Annotated in this window: 14 protein-coding genes, 2 tRNA genes and 1 pseudogene; 6 read left to right on the top strand and 11 right to left on the bottom strand. The window is 62.3% G+C overall.

Going from position 1 to position 16,025, the window contains the following annotated elements; translation table 11 throughout:
- Positions 1-17: 17 nt before the first annotated feature.
- The 6 genes from IQ26_RS22370 to IQ26_RS22345 all read right to left on the bottom strand — a co-directional run bounded on the left by IQ26_RS22370 (position 18) and on the right by IQ26_RS22345 (position 6,243).
- Positions 18-767: an amino acid ABC transporter ATP-binding protein gene (locus IQ26_RS22370; protein WP_174654397.1), complete on the bottom strand. Its 750-nt coding sequence runs from the start codon at positions 765-767 to the stop codon at positions 18-20.
- Between the two features lie 74 nt (positions 768-841).
- Positions 842-1,999 carry an amino acid ABC transporter permease gene (locus tag IQ26_RS22365; protein ID WP_145720508.1) on the bottom strand — a complete coding sequence of 386 codons (1,158 nt, stop codon included), beginning with the start codon at positions 1,997-1,999 and terminating at the stop codon, positions 842-844.
- Between the two features lie 3 nt (positions 2,000-2,002).
- Entirely contained in the window at positions 2,003-3,190 is a 1,188-nt protein-coding gene (locus tag IQ26_RS22360; protein ID WP_145720507.1) for an amino acid ABC transporter permease, read from the bottom strand.
- Between the two features lie 63 nt (positions 3,191-3,253).
- On the bottom strand, positions 3,254-4,282 hold the full coding sequence (locus IQ26_RS22355) for an amino acid ABC transporter substrate-binding protein (protein ID WP_145720506.1): 1,029 nt from the start codon (positions 4,280-4,282) through the stop codon (positions 3,254-3,256).
- Positions 4,283-4,772: 490 nt separating this feature from the next.
- Entirely contained in the window at positions 4,773-5,603 is an 831-nt protein-coding gene (locus IQ26_RS22350; protein ID WP_145720505.1) for a DUF2182 domain-containing protein, read from the bottom strand.
- Between the two features lie 4 nt (positions 5,604-5,607).
- Positions 5,608-6,243: a DUF1326 domain-containing protein gene (locus IQ26_RS22345; RefSeq protein ID WP_145720504.1), complete on the bottom strand. Its 636-nt coding sequence runs from the start codon at positions 6,241-6,243 to the stop codon at positions 5,608-5,610.
- Positions 6,244-6,572: 329 nt separating this feature from the next.
- Here IQ26_RS22345 and IQ26_RS22340 point away from each other — a divergent pair, with 329 nt between their 5' ends.
- Both IQ26_RS22340 and IQ26_RS22335 read left to right on the top strand, forming a co-directional pair.
- Positions 6,573-7,742, top strand: a complete 1,170-nt coding sequence (locus tag IQ26_RS22340) for a cystathionine beta-lyase (protein WP_145720503.1) — start codon at positions 6,573-6,575, stop codon at positions 7,740-7,742.
- Between the two features lie 188 nt (positions 7,743-7,930).
- On the top strand, positions 7,931-8,320 hold the full coding sequence (locus IQ26_RS22335; RefSeq protein ID WP_145720502.1) for a YkvA family protein: 390 nt from the start codon (positions 7,931-7,933) through the stop codon (positions 8,318-8,320).
- A 58-nt stretch (positions 8,321-8,378) separates the two neighbouring features.
- Here the strand turns inward: IQ26_RS22335 and IQ26_RS22330 are convergent.
- From IQ26_RS22330 to IQ26_RS22315, 4 genes and pseudogenes are all read right to left on the bottom strand, one after another.
- Positions 8,379-9,614, bottom strand: a pseudogene (locus tag IQ26_RS22330) (anion transporter).
- A gap of 223 nt (positions 9,615-9,837) precedes the next feature.
- Positions 9,838-9,914: transfer RNA gene (locus tag IQ26_RS22325), tRNA-Arg, on the bottom strand.
- 62 nt (positions 9,915-9,976) lie between these two features.
- Positions 9,977-10,282 carry an ETC complex I subunit gene (locus IQ26_RS22320; RefSeq protein WP_145720501.1) on the bottom strand — a complete coding sequence of 102 codons (306 nt, stop codon included), beginning with the start codon at positions 10,280-10,282 and terminating at the stop codon, positions 9,977-9,979.
- Between the two features lie 151 nt (positions 10,283-10,433).
- Positions 10,434-10,784, bottom strand: coding sequence for a hypothetical protein (locus tag IQ26_RS22315; protein WP_145720500.1), 351 nt, complete (start codon positions 10,782-10,784; stop codon positions 10,434-10,436).
- Positions 10,785-11,072: 288 nt separating this feature from the next.
- On the opposite strand from IQ26_RS22315, the gene IQ26_RS22310 reads away from it, so the two are divergent.
- The 3 genes from IQ26_RS22310 to IQ26_RS22300 all read left to right on the top strand — a co-directional run bounded on the left by IQ26_RS22310 (position 11,073) and on the right by IQ26_RS22300 (position 13,594).
- The gene (locus IQ26_RS22310; RefSeq protein ID WP_145720499.1) at positions 11,073-12,206 is read left to right on the top strand and encodes a multicopper oxidase domain-containing protein; all 1,134 of its coding nucleotides are present in this window, start codon (positions 11,073-11,075) and stop codon (positions 12,204-12,206) included.
- A complete protein-coding gene (locus IQ26_RS22305; protein WP_145720498.1) occupies positions 12,203-13,390 on the top strand; it encodes a ZIP family metal transporter in 1,188 nt (395 codons plus the stop codon). Before IQ26_RS22310 ends, IQ26_RS22305 begins: the two co-directional genes overlap by 4 nt.
- Positions 13,391-13,517: 127 nt before the next feature.
- A tRNA-Pro gene (locus tag IQ26_RS22300) sits at positions 13,518-13,594 on the top strand.
- 216 nt (positions 13,595-13,810) lie between these two features.
- Here IQ26_RS22300 and IQ26_RS22295 read toward each other — a convergent pair.
- Positions 13,811-14,638, bottom strand: coding sequence for an alpha/beta fold hydrolase (locus tag IQ26_RS22295; RefSeq protein ID WP_145720497.1), 828 nt, complete (start codon positions 14,636-14,638; stop codon positions 13,811-13,813).
- 124 nt (positions 14,639-14,762) lie between these two features.
- On the opposite strand from IQ26_RS22295, the gene IQ26_RS22290 reads away from it, so the two are divergent.
- Positions 14,763-15,779: a GlxA family transcriptional regulator gene (locus IQ26_RS22290; RefSeq protein WP_145720496.1), complete on the top strand. Its 1,017-nt coding sequence runs from the start codon at positions 14,763-14,765 to the stop codon at positions 15,777-15,779.
- Positions 15,780-16,025: the final 246 nt, after the last annotated feature.

The raw sequence follows: 16,025 nt of genomic DNA, 5'->3' as shown, positions 1-16,025 counted from the left end.
TTCGATTTGCATGACGATCAGTGCAGGATCTGCGACAGGAACAGTTTCGTGCGCTCGTGGCGCGGATGGTCGAAGAACTCGGCCGGCGTGTTCTGCTCGACGATCTGGCCCTGATCCATGAAGATCACCCGGTTGGCGACCTTGCGGGCAAAGCCCATCTCGTGGGTGACGCAGAGCATGGTCATGCCCTCTTCGGCCAGCCCAACCATCGTCTCCAGCACTTCCTTGATCATTTCCGGATCGAGTGCCGAGGTCGGCTCGTCGAACAGCATGATGCGCGGATTCATGCACAGCGAGCGGGCGATGGCGACACGCTGCTGCTGACCGCCGGAAAGCTGGCCGGGATATTTGTTGGCCTGTTCCGGGATCTTGACGCGCGTGAGGAAGTGCATGGCGATTTCCTCGGCCTGCTTCTTCGGCGTCTTGCGCACCCAGATCGGCGCCAGCGTGCAGTTTTCCAGGATGGTCAGATGCGGGAACAGGTTGAAGTGCTGGAACACCATGCCGACCTCGCGGCGCACCTCGTCGATCTTCTTCAGATCGTTGGTCAATTCCTTGCCGTCGACGATGATCTTGCCCTTCTGGTGCTCTTCCAGCCGGTTGATGCAGCGGATCATCGTCGATTTGCCGGAGCCCGAAGGGCCGCAAATGACGATGCGCTCGCCGCGCATCACCTTCAGGTTGATGTCCTTCAGCACATGGAATTCGCCGTACCATTTGTGCATGGCGATGATGTCGATGGCGACATCGGTGTCGGAGATGTGCATCTTGGCGGCGTTGACCTTGATCTCTTCCGCGCTGACTGCATTTTCGGTGGTCATGGAAGGTCCCTTTTTTGTTCTTAGCGTTTGTGGCCGGTGTCGAGCCGCCGTTCCGTGAACATCGAATAGCGCGACATGCCGAAGCAGAACAGCCAGAAGATAAAAGCAGCGAACACCAGCCCCGACCTGGCCGTCTGCGGCGTCGCCCAGTTGGCGTCGGAAAAGTTCAGCTTGACGACGCCGAGCAGGTCGAACATGCCGATGATGTAGACTAGGCTGGTGTCCTTGAACATGCCGATGAAGGTGTTGACGATGCCGGGAATGACCAGCTTCAGTGCCTGCGGCAGCACGATCAGGCCCATCTTTTGCCAGTAGCCGAGGCCGAGCGAATCCGCACCTTCGTACTGGCCCCTGGGGATCGCCTGCAGACCGCCGCGCACCACTTCGGCCATGTAGGCGGCGGCAAAAAGCGAGACGCCGATCAACGCCCTGAGGAACTTGTCGAAGGTAACTCCGGCCGGCAGGAACAGCGGCAGCATGACGCTGGCCATGAACAGGACGGTGATCAGCGGGATGCCGCGCACCGTCTCGATGAAGACCACGCACAGCATCTTGACGATCGGCATCTTCGAGCGCCGGCCGAGCGCCAGCACGATGCCGAGCGGCAGCGACACGGCAATGCCGACGAAGGACAGGCTGAGCGTCACCAGCAGCCCGCCCCATAGCGAGGTTTCGACATGCGGCAGGCCGAACACGCCACCAACCAGCAGGATGAAGGCAAGGATTGGCAGCGCCCCGAAGAACAGCATGGCGTTCAGCCCCTTGCGCCGCACCTTCGGGATGAGCAGCGGCACCAGAAGTGCCGCGAACAGGACGGCAATCAGGATCGGCCGCCAGCGCTCATCCAGGGGATAGCGGCCGAACATGAACTGGCCGAACTTGGCGTTGACGAAGGCCCAGCAGGCACCGGTCCAGCCGTCCGGCTGGATGCCGCCCTGCGCCACCGTGGCGCAGAAGGTGCGGTCCGTTCCGGTCCACTGGGCGTTGATGAAGGCCCAGTTGATCACTTGCGGCAGGATCATCGCGACCAGCACGATACCGATAATGGTCAGGATCGTGTCGCCGATCGAAGCAATCAGATTCCTGCGAATCCAGGCGCCCAGACCACGCTCGCTTGGCGGCGCCGGCTGTGCAGCGGCCATTTCGACGCGGACGAAGGAAAGGTCGTGCTCCTGCATGTCCTACCTCTCCACCAGTGCCATTCTGGCGTTGACCACGTTCATGACCGCGGAGGTCAGCAGGCTGAGCACGAGATAGACGACCATCATGATCAGCACGCATTCGATCGCCTGGCCGGTCTGGTTCAGCACCGTGCCGGTCGTCGCCGTCAGGTCCGGGTAGCCGATGGCGATGGCGAGCGAGGAATTCTTGGTCAGGTTGAGATACTGGCTGGTCAATGGCGGAATAACGATGCGCATGGCTTGCGGGACGACGACAAGCCGCAGGATCGATCCCGGCCGCAGCCCAAGCGCGCCTGCTGCCTCGGTCTGGCCCTTGCTGACGCCCATGATGCCGGCGCGCACGATCTCGGCGATGAAGGCGGCGGTGTAGAAGGACAGCGCCAGATAGAGCGACAGGAACTCCGGCTTGACCTGGAAGCCGCCAACCAGATTGAACGTCGATTGCTGCGGAAAGTCGAAGCTCAAAGGGAAGCCGCTCAGCGCGTAGGCAAGCAGCGGCAGGCCGACGATCAGCGCCGCCGATGTCCAGAACACCGGGAATTGCTGGCCGGTCGCCATCTGCCGCTGACGCGCCTTGCGGGCAACGAACCATGCCATGGCGATGCCGAGAAGCAAAGCGACGAAGATCAACCAGGAGCCGTCGCCCCAGACGGCGCGCGGAAAATAGAAGCCGCGCTGGTTGAGGAAGGAACCGAATGGCAGGTTGTAGCTGTCACGCGGCGCCGGCAGCACGGCCAGCACGCCGGAATACCAGAAGAAGATGACCAGCAGCGGCGGGATGTTGCGGAAGACCTCGACGTAGACCATGCAGATCTTGCGGATCAGCCAGTTGCGCGAAAGCCGGCCGATGCCGAGGATGAAGCCGATGAGGGTGGCGGTGACGATGCCGGCGCCGGCGACGATGAGCGTGTTGATGAAGCCGACCAGAATGGCGCGGCTATAGGTCGAATCCGACGAATAGGCGATCGCGCTGTCACTGATGTCGAAGCCGGCGCGGCCCCTGAGGAAGCCGAAGCCTGACGCAATGTTCAGGCGCGTCAAATTGTCGATGGTGTTTTGGACGATCCACCAGACCGACGCCACCAGCACGATGACGACCACCGCCTGGAAGAATATGCCGCGGACTTTCGGATCGTTTATGAAGGAACCGCGGCTTGGCTCCTCGCGAAGAATTTCCTGCGATGCCATTCGAACATCCCCTGGAAAGAGAAACCGGAAGGCAGGAAAGCTGCCTTCCGGATCACATTTCGATCAGCGGATCGGCATGGCGTATTGCAGGCCGCCCTTGGTCCACTGCGCGTTGATGCCGCGCGCGATCTTCAGCGGGCTGCCCGAACCGACATTGCGTTCGAACATTTCGCCGTAATTGCCGACCGCCTTGACAATGTTGACGACCCAGTCGTTGGAGACGCCGAGATCGGTACCGATCTTGGTGTCGGCCTCCTCGCCGAGCACGCGCTTGATCTCGGGATTGTCCGAGGCCTTCATCTCGTCGACATTGGCCTTGGTGATGCCGAGTTCCTCCGTCTGCAGCAGGGCGTAGTAGGTCCAGCGAACGATGTGGAACCACTGGTCGTCACCTTGCCTGACCACCGGTCCGAGCGGCTCCTTGGAGATGATCTCGGGCAGCACGACGTGATCGGCGGGCGAGCCCAGCGTCAGCCGGATGCCGTAGAGACCCGACTGGTCGGTGGTATAGACGTCGCAGCGGCCGGCATCATAGGCGGCGTTGACCTCATCCAGCTTTTCGAAGACGACCGGGTTGTACTCCATCTTGTTCGACTTGAAATAGTCGGCAAGGTTGAGCTCGGTCGTGGTGCCGCTCTGCACGCAGACCGCCGCGCCCGAAAGCTGCAGCGCGGAATTCACGCCCGGCAGCTTCTTGGCGTTGATCATGAAGCCCTGGCCGTCATAGTAGGTGACACCGGCGAAGTTCAGCCCAAGCGCCGTATCGCGGTTGATGGTCCAGGTGGTGTTGCGCGACAGGATGTCGACCTCGCCCGACTGCAGCGCGGTGAAGCGCTCCTTGGCGCTGAGCGGCGTGAACTTGACTTTGGTGCCATCGCCGAAAACGGCGGCCGCGACAGCGCGGCAGAAATCCGCGTCGATGCCTTGCCAGTCACCCTTGTCGTCCGGCGCCGAGAAGCCGGCCAGACCGGTCGAGACGCCGCATTGGATGAAGCCCTTCGCCTTGACGTCGTCGAGCGTGGCCGCCGATGCGGCCGAAGCCATCAATCCAAACGCGGCGGCGCCCAGAATGCCGATTGCAATGTGTTTCATAACCCACAGACCCTTTTCTGTTTTTTTCAGGCGAACCTGACTTTTTTTTCCGTGTGAACGCAGCTTCCCGTTCCGGCCCATTCCCGGAACCCCTGCCTCCCATTCACGAACTGCATCGAAGGCGATTATTCCAGTGAGGTCAAGGAAAATGACCGAAACCGAAAGAGTTTGAAAACCAATTGCCGCAAATGCCTGAATTGCAGACAAACGCGCCTGGAAATTAGTCAGCAGTGCGAACAAAGCCGGCAAAGTCCGGTCCAACGCAGAACGCGGCCGGGCCTGCAGAATCCGCCCCTCGGATTTACGCAGCGTTACTGACTTTCTCATGGAATGAATTGGCATGGTCCGCGCCTTTTGCGTGTCCAGACGGGCGCTCGCCAATGGGCGCGCAAAGGACGCTGCGGCGCTTTGATTTTGTGCGTGACCCCGAGCGAAATCGATGTCGGCTTTTGCTTCGCTGACCTTCGGTTCGGGATCATGCGCTTTACGTTCAAAACGCTCCAACGAGGAGCCAGACGCCGGCGATCGCCATCAGCGCGCCGGAGATGCGCGGGATCAGCTGCCCGGTCGGCACGGTTTTCTCCAGAAGAACAAGGATCGCGATGCCGGCGATCCACAGGACGTTCATGACACCGCCGACGAAAAGGAGAGCCATCAGCGCCCAGCAACAGCCGAGGCAATAGGAGCCATGAATGGTCCCGAACCGAAGCGCGCCGAGCGGATCGGACCGGAAGCCGCCATGACTGGCCAGAAACGCGATCGGCGCCTGGCATTGCCGCAGGCAGACGCCCTTCATCGGTGCCCATTGATAGAGGCCGGCGGCGATCAGAACGAGGCCGCCCACGACCGTGCTGTTGCTCGCCATCGCCGGGCCCAGCAAGCTGAGGCTGGTCAGCAGCCATTGTGCACAGGTCGCCGCGATGCTGAAGGCGATCCAGACGAGCAGATAGCCGGTAAAAAACCATGCTGTCGACGCGATGGGGCGGCCACTCGCCTGCGCCTTGCGGCCGACGCCGGCATACAGAAGCACCATCGGCGCAACCGATGGTGTCATCATGCCGACCATCATCACGGCCCACATCGCGAAGATGAAGGCGAAATCGGCCGGCGTCCATGCCTGGAACCCGGGCGCAATCGCGGCCCCCATGTCCATGCTCGCCATGTCCATGCCCGCCATGTCGGCGCCTGGCGCCATGGGCATGGCCATGTCGGCGGCGAGCCACAGCAGGTAAGCCCAGGAGAGCACCGCAATGACGACAAGCGCCGCCGTCACGACCGCGCGGTCGCGCCGCAGCACCGCCTCGAGGGCCGTGTCGCTCATGGGCCTAGTGCACGACACCGCTCTGCGAGAGGTGGATATCGGCGAAGTGGCTATGCGTGTCCGCGACCTCGAATTTGATTGGGCCGGTCGCCTTGGTCCAACCACGCCCGGCTTCAGCGAGCGTATATTCGAAGCCATGCGGAAGGTTGATGCGTGCCCGATGCTCGGCGCCGGTGACCGGATTCTTGATCGGTTCGCCATGACCCTCAGTAACGCCCGGCACTCTCAATTGGGCCGTTCTTGCGTCAATGTCGACCTTGAAGTCGATAGCGGCGAAGATCGGATCGTAAACCTTTTCCAGCGTCGTCGAGAAGACCTGGAATATGGTGGCGCCGGGTTCTGTGTCCTGGCCGCTGAGGATGCGAAGCAGCGCACCCCGCTGCGCCTCGGTCGCCCGCTCGTCGATGACCACCGCGGCCTCGCCCTTGCCTTCATGGATTGCGCCCGGCCAACGAAAGACCGCGGCAAACCGCAAGCCGTCAAGGTTGGTATCGCCGTGATAGCCGCGCTCGATCTCCATGCCGGCCACCGCCTGGCAGAATCCATGCGTCGGCAGTGCGTTGAATTGGCACGGGCAGCCATAGGCACAGTTACAGTTGACGAATTCGCGCGCTTTTATCATCCAGTTGACGTTAGGCATGGCATTCCTCCCCTTGGTATCGTCATCCTCTGCAGGCGAGAGGCCGAATTGCGTGGGGAACAGCCGGCGTGCCACAGGGATCCGGCAGCCTTCGATCAGGCAATCCGGCAACACTTATATTAGACTTTAAGTATATATGTTTTGCGGTCGCCTTCATAGTCCCATCGCCCGAGCGGCGTGAGCGGTGCAACCTTCGATCGCTGACTGCTGGACTGGCCACTTGGAGTGATTTGGTCCATCCGAAGTCCCCCGGCTGGCGGGGCGCGCGCGGTTGCACGGTCAATGCCGCCGCACTATGGCTAGCGGTTTACGATAGGGCGAAGAGAGCAATGGCAAAAAACGACAGCGAGATGGGCATCAACACGCTGCTTGCCCATTCGGGCAACAATCCGCACGACTATTTCGGTTTCGTCAATCCGCCCGTCGTGCATGCCTCGACCGTGCTTTATCCCAATGCGGCGACGATGGCTGCGCGCAGCCAGAAATACACCTACGGAACGCGCGGCACGCCGACCACCGACGCGCTGGCTCACGCGATCGACGCGCTGGAAGGCTCGGCCGGTACGATCGTGGTGCCCTCGGGCCTGGCGGCGGTGACGGTGCCGCTGCTCGCCTTCCTGTCGGCGGGCGACCATGTGCTGATCGTCGATTCCGTCTATCATCCGACCCGCAATTTCGCCGACACGATGCTGAAACGACTGGGCGTCGAGGTCGAGTATTACGACCCCCATGCCGGCGCCGGCATTGCAGCGCTGATCAAGTCCAGCACTAGGGTCGTGTTCACCGAATCGCCGGCCTCCAACACGTTCGAGGTGCAGGACATACCGGCCATCGCCAAGGCCGCACATGCCGCAGGCGCGATCATCATGATGGACAACACCTGGGCGACGCCGCTCTACTTCCGTCCGCTCGACCACGGCGTCGACATCTCGATCCACGCGGCGACGAAATACCCGGCCGGCCATTCCGACGTGCTGCTCGGCACCGTGTCGGCCAACAAGGCCTGCTGGAAGCAGCTTTGCGAGACCTTCTACACGATGGGCTGCTGCGCCGGGCCGGATGACGTCTATCAGGTGCTGCGCGGCCTGCGCACCATGGGCGTGCGCCTCGACCATCATCAGCGCAGCGCGCTGGCCATCGCCGGCTGGCTGGAGGGCCAGCCCGGCGTGGCGCGCGTGCTGCATCCAGCGCTGCCCAGCCATCCCGACCACGCTCTCTGGAAGCGCGACTTCTGCGGCTCGAGCGGCATTTTTTCGATTGTGCTCAAGGGCGGCGGCCAGAAACAGCAGCATGCCTTCCTCGACGCGCTCAGGATATTCGGCCTCGGCTATTCCTGGGGCGGCTATGAGAGCCTTGCGGTGCCGGTCTTCCTCGGCGACCGCGTCGTCGCCAAGGGCCCTTATGATGGCCCGCTCATCCGCCTGCAGATCGGGCTTGAGGACGTCGAGGATTTGAAGGCCGATCTAGCGCGCGGCCTCGCCGCGGCAGACGGCTCCTAGCGGCTTGCCAAGCTGATTCGAAAAACCGGCATAGTGCTCTGAAAAGACTTGCGAAAAGCAGTTCGAAAGTCGTTTCAGTTGCTGACGGCTTCACCCTGATCGAACCCTGCCAGTGCTGCATCGACCTATTTTCGGCCTCCAGCAACCGCCGCTTGGATACCGGCGAACAATCTGTGCTAAAATAATCTATGAAAGCATGGCTGGAAACGGCAAAGAGCCGAGCGCGCGGCGTCAAGCTTGATGTCGTCGCCCTGTGGTTCGCCGCGCGCGATCCTCGGGTGCCCTGGTTTGCGAAATTCGTGGCCGGGATGGTGGCCGCCTACGCGCTTTCCCCAATCGACCTGATCCCGGATTTCATTCCGGTGCTCGGCTATATCGACGACCTGATCATCGTACGACTCGGCGTGATCCTGGCCATAAGGCTTGTTCCGCCGCCGCTGATGGACGAGTTTCGAGCGCGGGCTGCCGCGCTCGAAAAACGCCCAAAAAGCAGGACTGGAATGTTCTTTATCGTGGCGCTCTGGCTGGCTTTGGCAGCTTTGCTGATCTGGGTGTTCTGGCCCACCCACGCCAAATAGTCCGATCAGGCTCTCTCGACGATCGAACTGCTCGAGTGTTCCGCGAGAATCAACCACTTTATTGACCTGGCATGAAGCATGCCAGCCACCCAGTCCCGACAAGCAGCGTCACCAGCGTCAGCGGCAACCCGACCTTGAAGAAGGCGCCGAGCGACAGGGGTGTGCCGGAGACCCGCGCGTGCTCGGCGATGATCAGATTGGCGACCGAGCCGAGCAGCGTGAAATTGCCGGCCAGCGTCGAGCTCATCGCCACCACAAGCCAGGCACGCTCGGGGTTTTCCAGGCCGGGTATGAACGGCCGCAGCGCCAGCACGGCCGGAACGTTGCTCATGATGTTGGACAGCACCGCGGTGAAGCCGGACAGCCGCCAGACATCGTCCAGCCCCAGGTCTTTTGCCGAGGCGACGATGTCGGGGGTCAGCAGCGTCTTCTCGGCGCCGGCGACGACGATGAACAGGCCGGCGAACATGAACAGCAGCGGCCCGTCGATCTCGCGGTAGATGCGCGCCGGCTTGATGGCGCGGGTCACCAGAAGAATGGCGCCGCCGACCAGTGCTGCCTTGGCGACCGGGACGCCGGCGAAGAAGGCGATCGCCAGCCCGATGCAGACGACCACCGCCTTCAGCACCTGGCCCGGCAGCATGCGGCCGCGATAGACTTCGGGGCTGAGCTCGGTCTTGCGCTCGAATTCGGCCCGATAGACGATTCGCACGATGACGATGACGGCGATGAGGCCGAGCAGCGCGACCGGCGCCAGAGCTGCCGAGAAGGCCGGATAGGAAATCCCCGACAGCGCGCCGATGACCATGTTCTGCGGGTTGCCGGTGACGGTGGCGACACTGCCGCAGTTCGACGCGGTGGCCGTGGCGATCAGGTAGGGAACCGGGTTGCGGTTGATGACGCGGGTAACATGGACGACGATCGGCGCCATGACCAGGCAGATCGCGTCGTTGACCAGGAAGGCCGACAAAACGCCTGTCAGCAGCGTCACCGTGACCAGCAGCATGAACGGCGCGTGCGCGTGCTCAATGGCGACGGCACCGAGCGCACGGAAAGCGCCCGAGACTTTCAGATGCGCGACCACGATCATCATGCCGAGCAACAGCGTGATGGTGTCGAAATTGATGGCGCGCTAGGCATCCTCCAGGCTGAGCGCGCCGATGGCGATCATCGCCGCGCCGCCGAGCAGCGCGATGCCTGCCCGGTCGAGGCGCAGGCCGGGGATCCTGCCGACAGCGACGCCGGCATAGGTCAGGATCAGGATCAGCAACGCCGCCGCACCCATCAATGTCATTCGTGGAAAAGTCCCGTTCAGATCGGCCCTACCCCGACATTAGCGAATCCGCCAACGCCCCCTTACTGCGGACATGGAATGAACGCAGGCACAAGAGGTGTCCGCGACCTCGGCGCATCCTGTCTGCCAAGGTGTGCGGATACCTGAAAAAAGGCACGGATTCACGCGCCATGTCTCCGGTATAAACCGTAACCCATGTGTCCGGAACGGACCCTTGAATTACTGGCGATCCCGACAGGATTCGAACCTGTGACCATCGGCTTAGAAGGCCGGTGCTCTATCCAGCTGAGCTACGGGACCGCTGCGCCGACCCCAGGGCCGGCTGAAACCATGCGCCGGAATCAGCTCCCGGCATTTGCCAGTCAATGTGTCCAGGGCGTCCTGCGGTCATAGCGGAAATTCTCCGCATAGGAAATCTGGCGGCGCTTGGTTTCCTTCGGCTCCTCGACACGGAAGGCCAGCCCCTCCTTCTCGGCATAGGCCACCGCCTCTTCCCTGGTGTCGAAGGTGAGCCTGATCTGGCTGCGCATGTCACCCGAGGTGGTGTAGCCCATCAGCGGATCGATCTTCTTGCGCATCTCGGGATCGAATTCCAGCACCCAGTAGCCGGTCTTGGCCTTGCCGGACTGCATCGCGGTTTTGGCTGGGCTGAAAATGCGCGCGGACATGGACACCTCGTTGCTACGTGCGAGCGGCACCCGCCGCTTTACCCCCGTCATTACTTCGCAATGCCGCTGGCGGCAAGGCCGATGCTCGCCGCAGCTTTTGGCAAGGCGGGCCACCGACGATGATAGCGTGACGGTAGTGCCTGGCAGAAACTCAACGCCCCGCCATCAGCTTGAGCACTTTGCTATGGTCTGCATTTGGTGAGTCCAGCTTCAGATAGTCGTCATAGGTAATTCGGCCCGAAGCGATGCCACCGAGAAAGCGGCGGCAGTAGGTGGGGGCATAGTTGGCGACATTTCGATTGACGAGCTTTGCGTGCGCCACTTTCTGGTGCGAGTTCAACCCGCGCTGGCGCGCTATGCAGTCGGCGATAAGCCTATGTCTTGTTTGCGGGCTATCGCGCATCTTCTCGTGCAGATTATTCCAGGTCCCAGAACTCATAGTGGTGCAACCGGCCAAAATAATGGCCGAAGCGGATACAGAGAATATGCTTGGTGAGATCACGGATTTTCTCCAGTTGCGATGACATGGGACCGAATTGACGGGATGAAATCAAGAATCCATTGGATGCGACCAGCCATGATCCATTGAGACAAGCAAGACGAGCCACACGCACGCGGACATCCAGGGGCTGAAAATTCCTAAACTCAAATGATCTCGGTCGATGGATCGTCAAGACCGTGACGCAAAGACAACTACCGCAGGCATGCCGCGACCGTAATTAAGCCATTGCTATATTTAACAGCTGACGCTATTCTCGGCCAAGCAAGTGAATTCAAGGGAGAATCCGGAATGGTCGATGTCGGTGTATGGTTACGCGATCGGATAAGCCGCCGTTCCATCCTCACGGGAAGTCTTGCTGCCGTGGGCGGCACGGCGATCGCTGCCCGCAGCGCGCTCGGTCAGTCCGCCCCGCATACCGGTCATGACATGGCGGCCGCCGTCGCCACCGATCCTGCGCCTCAGCATTTGAATGCGCATGGCGCGATGGTCACGGTCGGCCAGGTGGACAACGCCGCCAACGGCTTTGATCCGATGCTGATGCTGACGGACTGGGAGCGAGGAACGGTCTCGGTTCTGCCCGATGGGCGCACGCTCAGGACGTTCGAGATGACGGCCGTGGACAAGACGATCGAAATCGCGCCGGGCGTCACCTTCCCCGCCTGGACGTATAACGGCCGCGTGCCCGGCCCGGCGCTGCGCGCCAAGGAAGGCGAGCGCATTCGCGTCGTCTTCAGGAACAATGGCTCGCATCCGCACTCGATGCATTTCCACGGCATCCATGCCGCCCGCATGGATGGAATTCCCGGCGCCGGGCTGGTCGATCCGGGTGCCGAGTTTGTCTACGAATTCGAGGCCAAGCCCTTTGGCTGCCATCTCTATCACTGCCACGCCTTGCCGCTGAAGAGGCACATCCACAAGGGCATGTACGGTGCCTTTGTCATCGACCCTGACCCGGGTCGCCATCCCGACCATGCGGAGATCGCCCGGTCGCGGCTTCTCGACACGCCCGAGAATGCCGGCTGGCAGGAACTGGTGATGGTCATGAACGGGTTCGACACCAATTTCGACGAGGAGAACGAATTCTACGCCGCCAACACCATCGCCCATGCCTATGCGAAGACGCCGATCCGCATCGTGCGCGGCAAGCCGGTGCGCATCTACCTGGTCAATGTGCTGGAATTCGATCTCATCAACTCGTTTCATCTGCACGGAAATTTCTTCGACTATTTCGATCAGGGCACGACGCTGACGCCGACGTTAAAAACGGTCGACCTGATCATCCAGTGCCAGGCCCAGCGCGGCATCCTGGAATTCACCTTTGCCGAGCACGAACCGGGCCTCTACATGTTCCACGCGCACCAAAGCGAGTTCACCGAGCTCGGCTGGATGGGGATGTTCGACGTCGTCGAGGCGCTGGCATGAACAAGATCTTCACCATCGATTCGCCGGCAAGGTCACGCACCCATTGGCTGTGGATCGGCCTGCCTCTTGCCGCGCTCGCCATTGCGGTGGCGTGGATCATCGCCGTCAACCCGCTGCAAGGATTGTCGAATGGCGCGCCCGCCGTCGAGAAACTGACTTTCGAGCGTATCGTTATCGATACGTCGGGCCTTCATCTGCTTGTCAGGGCCGGCGGTTCCGAGCCGATGAAGATCGCCCAGGTCCAGGTCGACGGCGCCTACTGGCAATTCACCCAGGACCCGCCAGGCGACATCGCGCGCGCCTCCACGGCATGGATCAACCTGCCTTTCCCGTGGGTTCTGGGCGAAACGCACACGGTCAACCTGGTAACCAACTCAGGCGTCACCTTCGAACACCTGATCGAAGTTGCGGTGCCGACGCCGACCGCCACCGCGGGACAGCTCAAGCTGCAGGGATTGGTCGGCATCATCGTCGGCGTGCTGCCTGTCGCCATCGGCCTCATGTTTTATCCGGCGCTGCGCGGTGTCGGGCAAAGCGGCATGAATTTCCTGCTGGCGCTGACCATCGGACTGCTCGCCTTTCTGCTGGTCGACACGGTCGAAGAATCCTTCGAGCTGGTCGGAACCGCAGCCGCCGTATTCCAAGGGCCGGTCATGGTGGTGCTGGCGGGCCTGGCCAGCTTCTTTGTCCTGATGGCGATCGGACGGCGGCGCGGCACGCCGACAGGCCTGGCGTTGGCCGGATACATCGCGCTCGGCATCGGCCTTCACAATCTCGGCGAAGGCCTTGCCATCGGCGCTGCCTTCGCGGCCGGCTCGGCAAGCCTCGGAACCTTCCTGGTGCTCGGCTTCGCCCTGCACAACGTCACCGAAGGCATCGGCATTGCCGCCCCGATCCTGAAGGAGCGGCCGCCGCTGTGGACGTTCGCCGGGCTGGCCCTGCTCGCCGGCGGGCCTGCCGTCCTCGGCATGTGGCTCGGCAGCTTGGCCTATGCGCCGCAATGGTCGGCGCTGGCGCTTGCCATCGGCGCAGGCGCGATCCTGCAGGTCATCGTCGAGGTCGGCGCCTATCTGATGCGCCGCAACCAGAAAGGCGTCGATGCCTTCTTCACACCGCCGGTCATGGGTGGCCTGGCGGCCGGCATCGCCTTCATGTATGCGACGGCCGCTTTCATAAAGGTCTGACCGGACGGGAACTAGGGATCGGCTGACCGGGTGCGGCGTTCCGCTCTCGGCCGAGCCGGGTTTGTGCTGGTTTCGTCGTTTAAGGGGTTGCCTTCCAAAGCCCGGAACCCTATAGCCCGCAAGGACTCGGAGTGTAGCGCAGCCTGGTAGCGCATCTGGTTTGGGACCAGAGGGTCGGGAGTTCGAATCTCTCCACTCCGACCATCCATTCACCGGAAATCATCGTCCGTGCTGCCGGCTCACCTGCGCCGGAAGCACATCTGCGGCCGGCGAGGCGCTCAAGCGACCGACGGGCAGCCCGGATTTCCGCGCGTGCCCGCCTAAAGCGCGTCGCGTTTGAAGAGTTTCATGCGACGCGCTTGCATGTCGTTATCCCAACCGCTACGCACCTTTAGGCGACATGCTTAAAGCTCCGACGCGTCAGCCTCGAATGAACGCCAGGAGATCCGGATTGATGATCTCCGGGTGGGTGGTGCACATGCCATGCGGAAGGCCCTCGTAGACCTTGAGCGTGCCGTGCTTCACGAGCTTGGCCGCAAGCAGGGCGGAGTCGGCGATCGGCACAATCTGGTCGTCATCGCCGTGCATGATGAGGACGGGCACGTCGATCTTCCTGAGGTCGTCGGTGAAATCGGTCTCGGAAAAAGCCTTGATGCAGTCGTAATGAGCCTTGGCTCCACCCATCATGCCCTGGCGCCACCAATTGTCGACAGCTCCTTGCGAGACCTTGGCGCCCTCGCGATTGAAGCCGTAGAACGGGCCGGCCGGCACATCCCTGTAGAACTGGGCGCGGTTGGCGACCAAAGCGGCACGGAAGCCGTCGAAGACCTCGATCGGCAGGCCGCCGGGGTTGCTGTCGGTCTTGACCATGATCGGCGGCACCGCGCCGATCAGCACCGCCTTGGCGACGCGTCCCTCGCCACCGTGGCGGGCGACGTAACGCGCAACCTCGCCGCCACCGGTCGAGTGGCCGATATGGACCGCGTTCTTGAGGTCGAGGTGAGCGACCAGAGCGGCGACATCGGCGGCATAGGTGTCCATCTCGTTGCCGGTCGCCGTCTGTGTCGAGCGGCCGTGCCCGCGCCGGTCATGCGCGATCACGCGATAGCCATTCTCGAGGAAGAACAGCATCTGGTTGTCCCAGTCATCGGCGCTGAGCGGCCAGCCGTGATGGAACACGATTGGCTGGCCCGTGCCCCAATCCTTGTAGAAAATCTCGGTGCCGTCCTTGGTGGTGAACGCGCTCATCGTCTTACTCCTTCAAAGGTTGAGAGGTCTTCGGGGAAGGTTCGTTCCTTCTGTGGACAAGCTATCGCAACGGGGGCATGGTGAGGATTGGCAAAACAGACATTGAGCAAGGCAAAACTGACAGATGGCTGCGGTGCGTAATCCGGTCGAAATTGGGCTCGTCGTCTATCCCGGGGTTCAGGAAGCCGCCGTCCTCGGCCTCACCGATCTCTTCCAGCTGGCCAACCGGCTGGCTGCCGAACGGTCGCCGGATGCGCTGAGGCTTCGCGTCAGCCATTGGCAATTGGAGGACGCGAGCCGAACCGTCATCCGCACCTTTGACAGCGAGTCCGGGGACAGCGAACCCAGCGCCGGCAATGAACCGGCCATGGTTATCTTGCCTCCGACCCTGGGGGACCCGATCGCTCGCGAGGCGGCCGCGCCCTATGCCGGCTGGCTCAGGGCTTGCCATGCGACAGGCGCGACGCTCGGCTCGGTCTGTGCCGGCGCCTTCGTGCTTGCCGAATCCGGCCTGCTGTCCGGCCGTGTGGCGACCACGCATTGGGCCTATCGCGACGCGCTGGCGATACGCTTTCCCGACATCCTGCTCGATGCCGGCAAGCTGGTCATCGACGATGGCGACATCATCACCGCCGGCGGCTATATGGCCTGGACCGACCTTGGCCTGAAGCTCGTCGACAGGGTGCTTGGACCGACCGTCATGATGGACACGGCCCGTTTCATGCTGGTGGATCCGCCGGGGCGCGAGCAACGCTTCTACAGCCCCTTTGCTCCCAGGCTGAACCATCGCGACGAGGCCATCCTCAAGGTGCAGCACTGGCTCCAGGCGAGAGGCGCGCGCGATGTGACGCTTGCCACGATGGCGGAGCATGCCGGCCTGGAGGAGCGGACCTTCCTGCGCCGCTTTCGCAACGCCACCGGCCTCAAACCGACCGAATATTGCCAGCACCTGCGCGTCGGCAAGGCGCGTGAGATGCTGGAAGCGACGACCCGATCGATAGACCAGATCGCCTGGGATGTCGGCTATGACGATCCCGGCTCCTTCCGCAAGGTGTTCGCCAGGATAACCGGCCTGGTGCCGGGCGATTACCGCAGGCGCTTTGGCTTGGAACGAGCGGCCCTGCCCGGCGGCGGGAGCTGAGCCGTGGCGGCGAAGGCTTCGATTTCGGCAGTGTCCTCAGGAATCCCGATCTGGTGCGGATCGACCGACAGGATACCCTGCCCGTGCTTGCTCGTGGACCGATCTCATTTCCAGGAAAAGTCGGATAGCGTCGAGGATGTGGCGTGAAGGTAAGCTCGCCGGGAAGAGAACCCCAACCGCCCCGTCTCCCGGCGAGCCTACTACCTGATTGATACGCAATCAGGACCGGGGTTAGCCGGCAAGACT

The sequence above is a fragment of the Mesorhizobium tianshanense genome, assembly GCF_007830515.1.
GTDB lineage: Bacteria > Pseudomonadota > Alphaproteobacteria > Rhizobiales > Rhizobiaceae > Mesorhizobium > Mesorhizobium tianshanense.
Note: the sequence above shows the minus strand (reverse complement) of the source record. Positions and strands in the feature narration are given on the sequence as shown.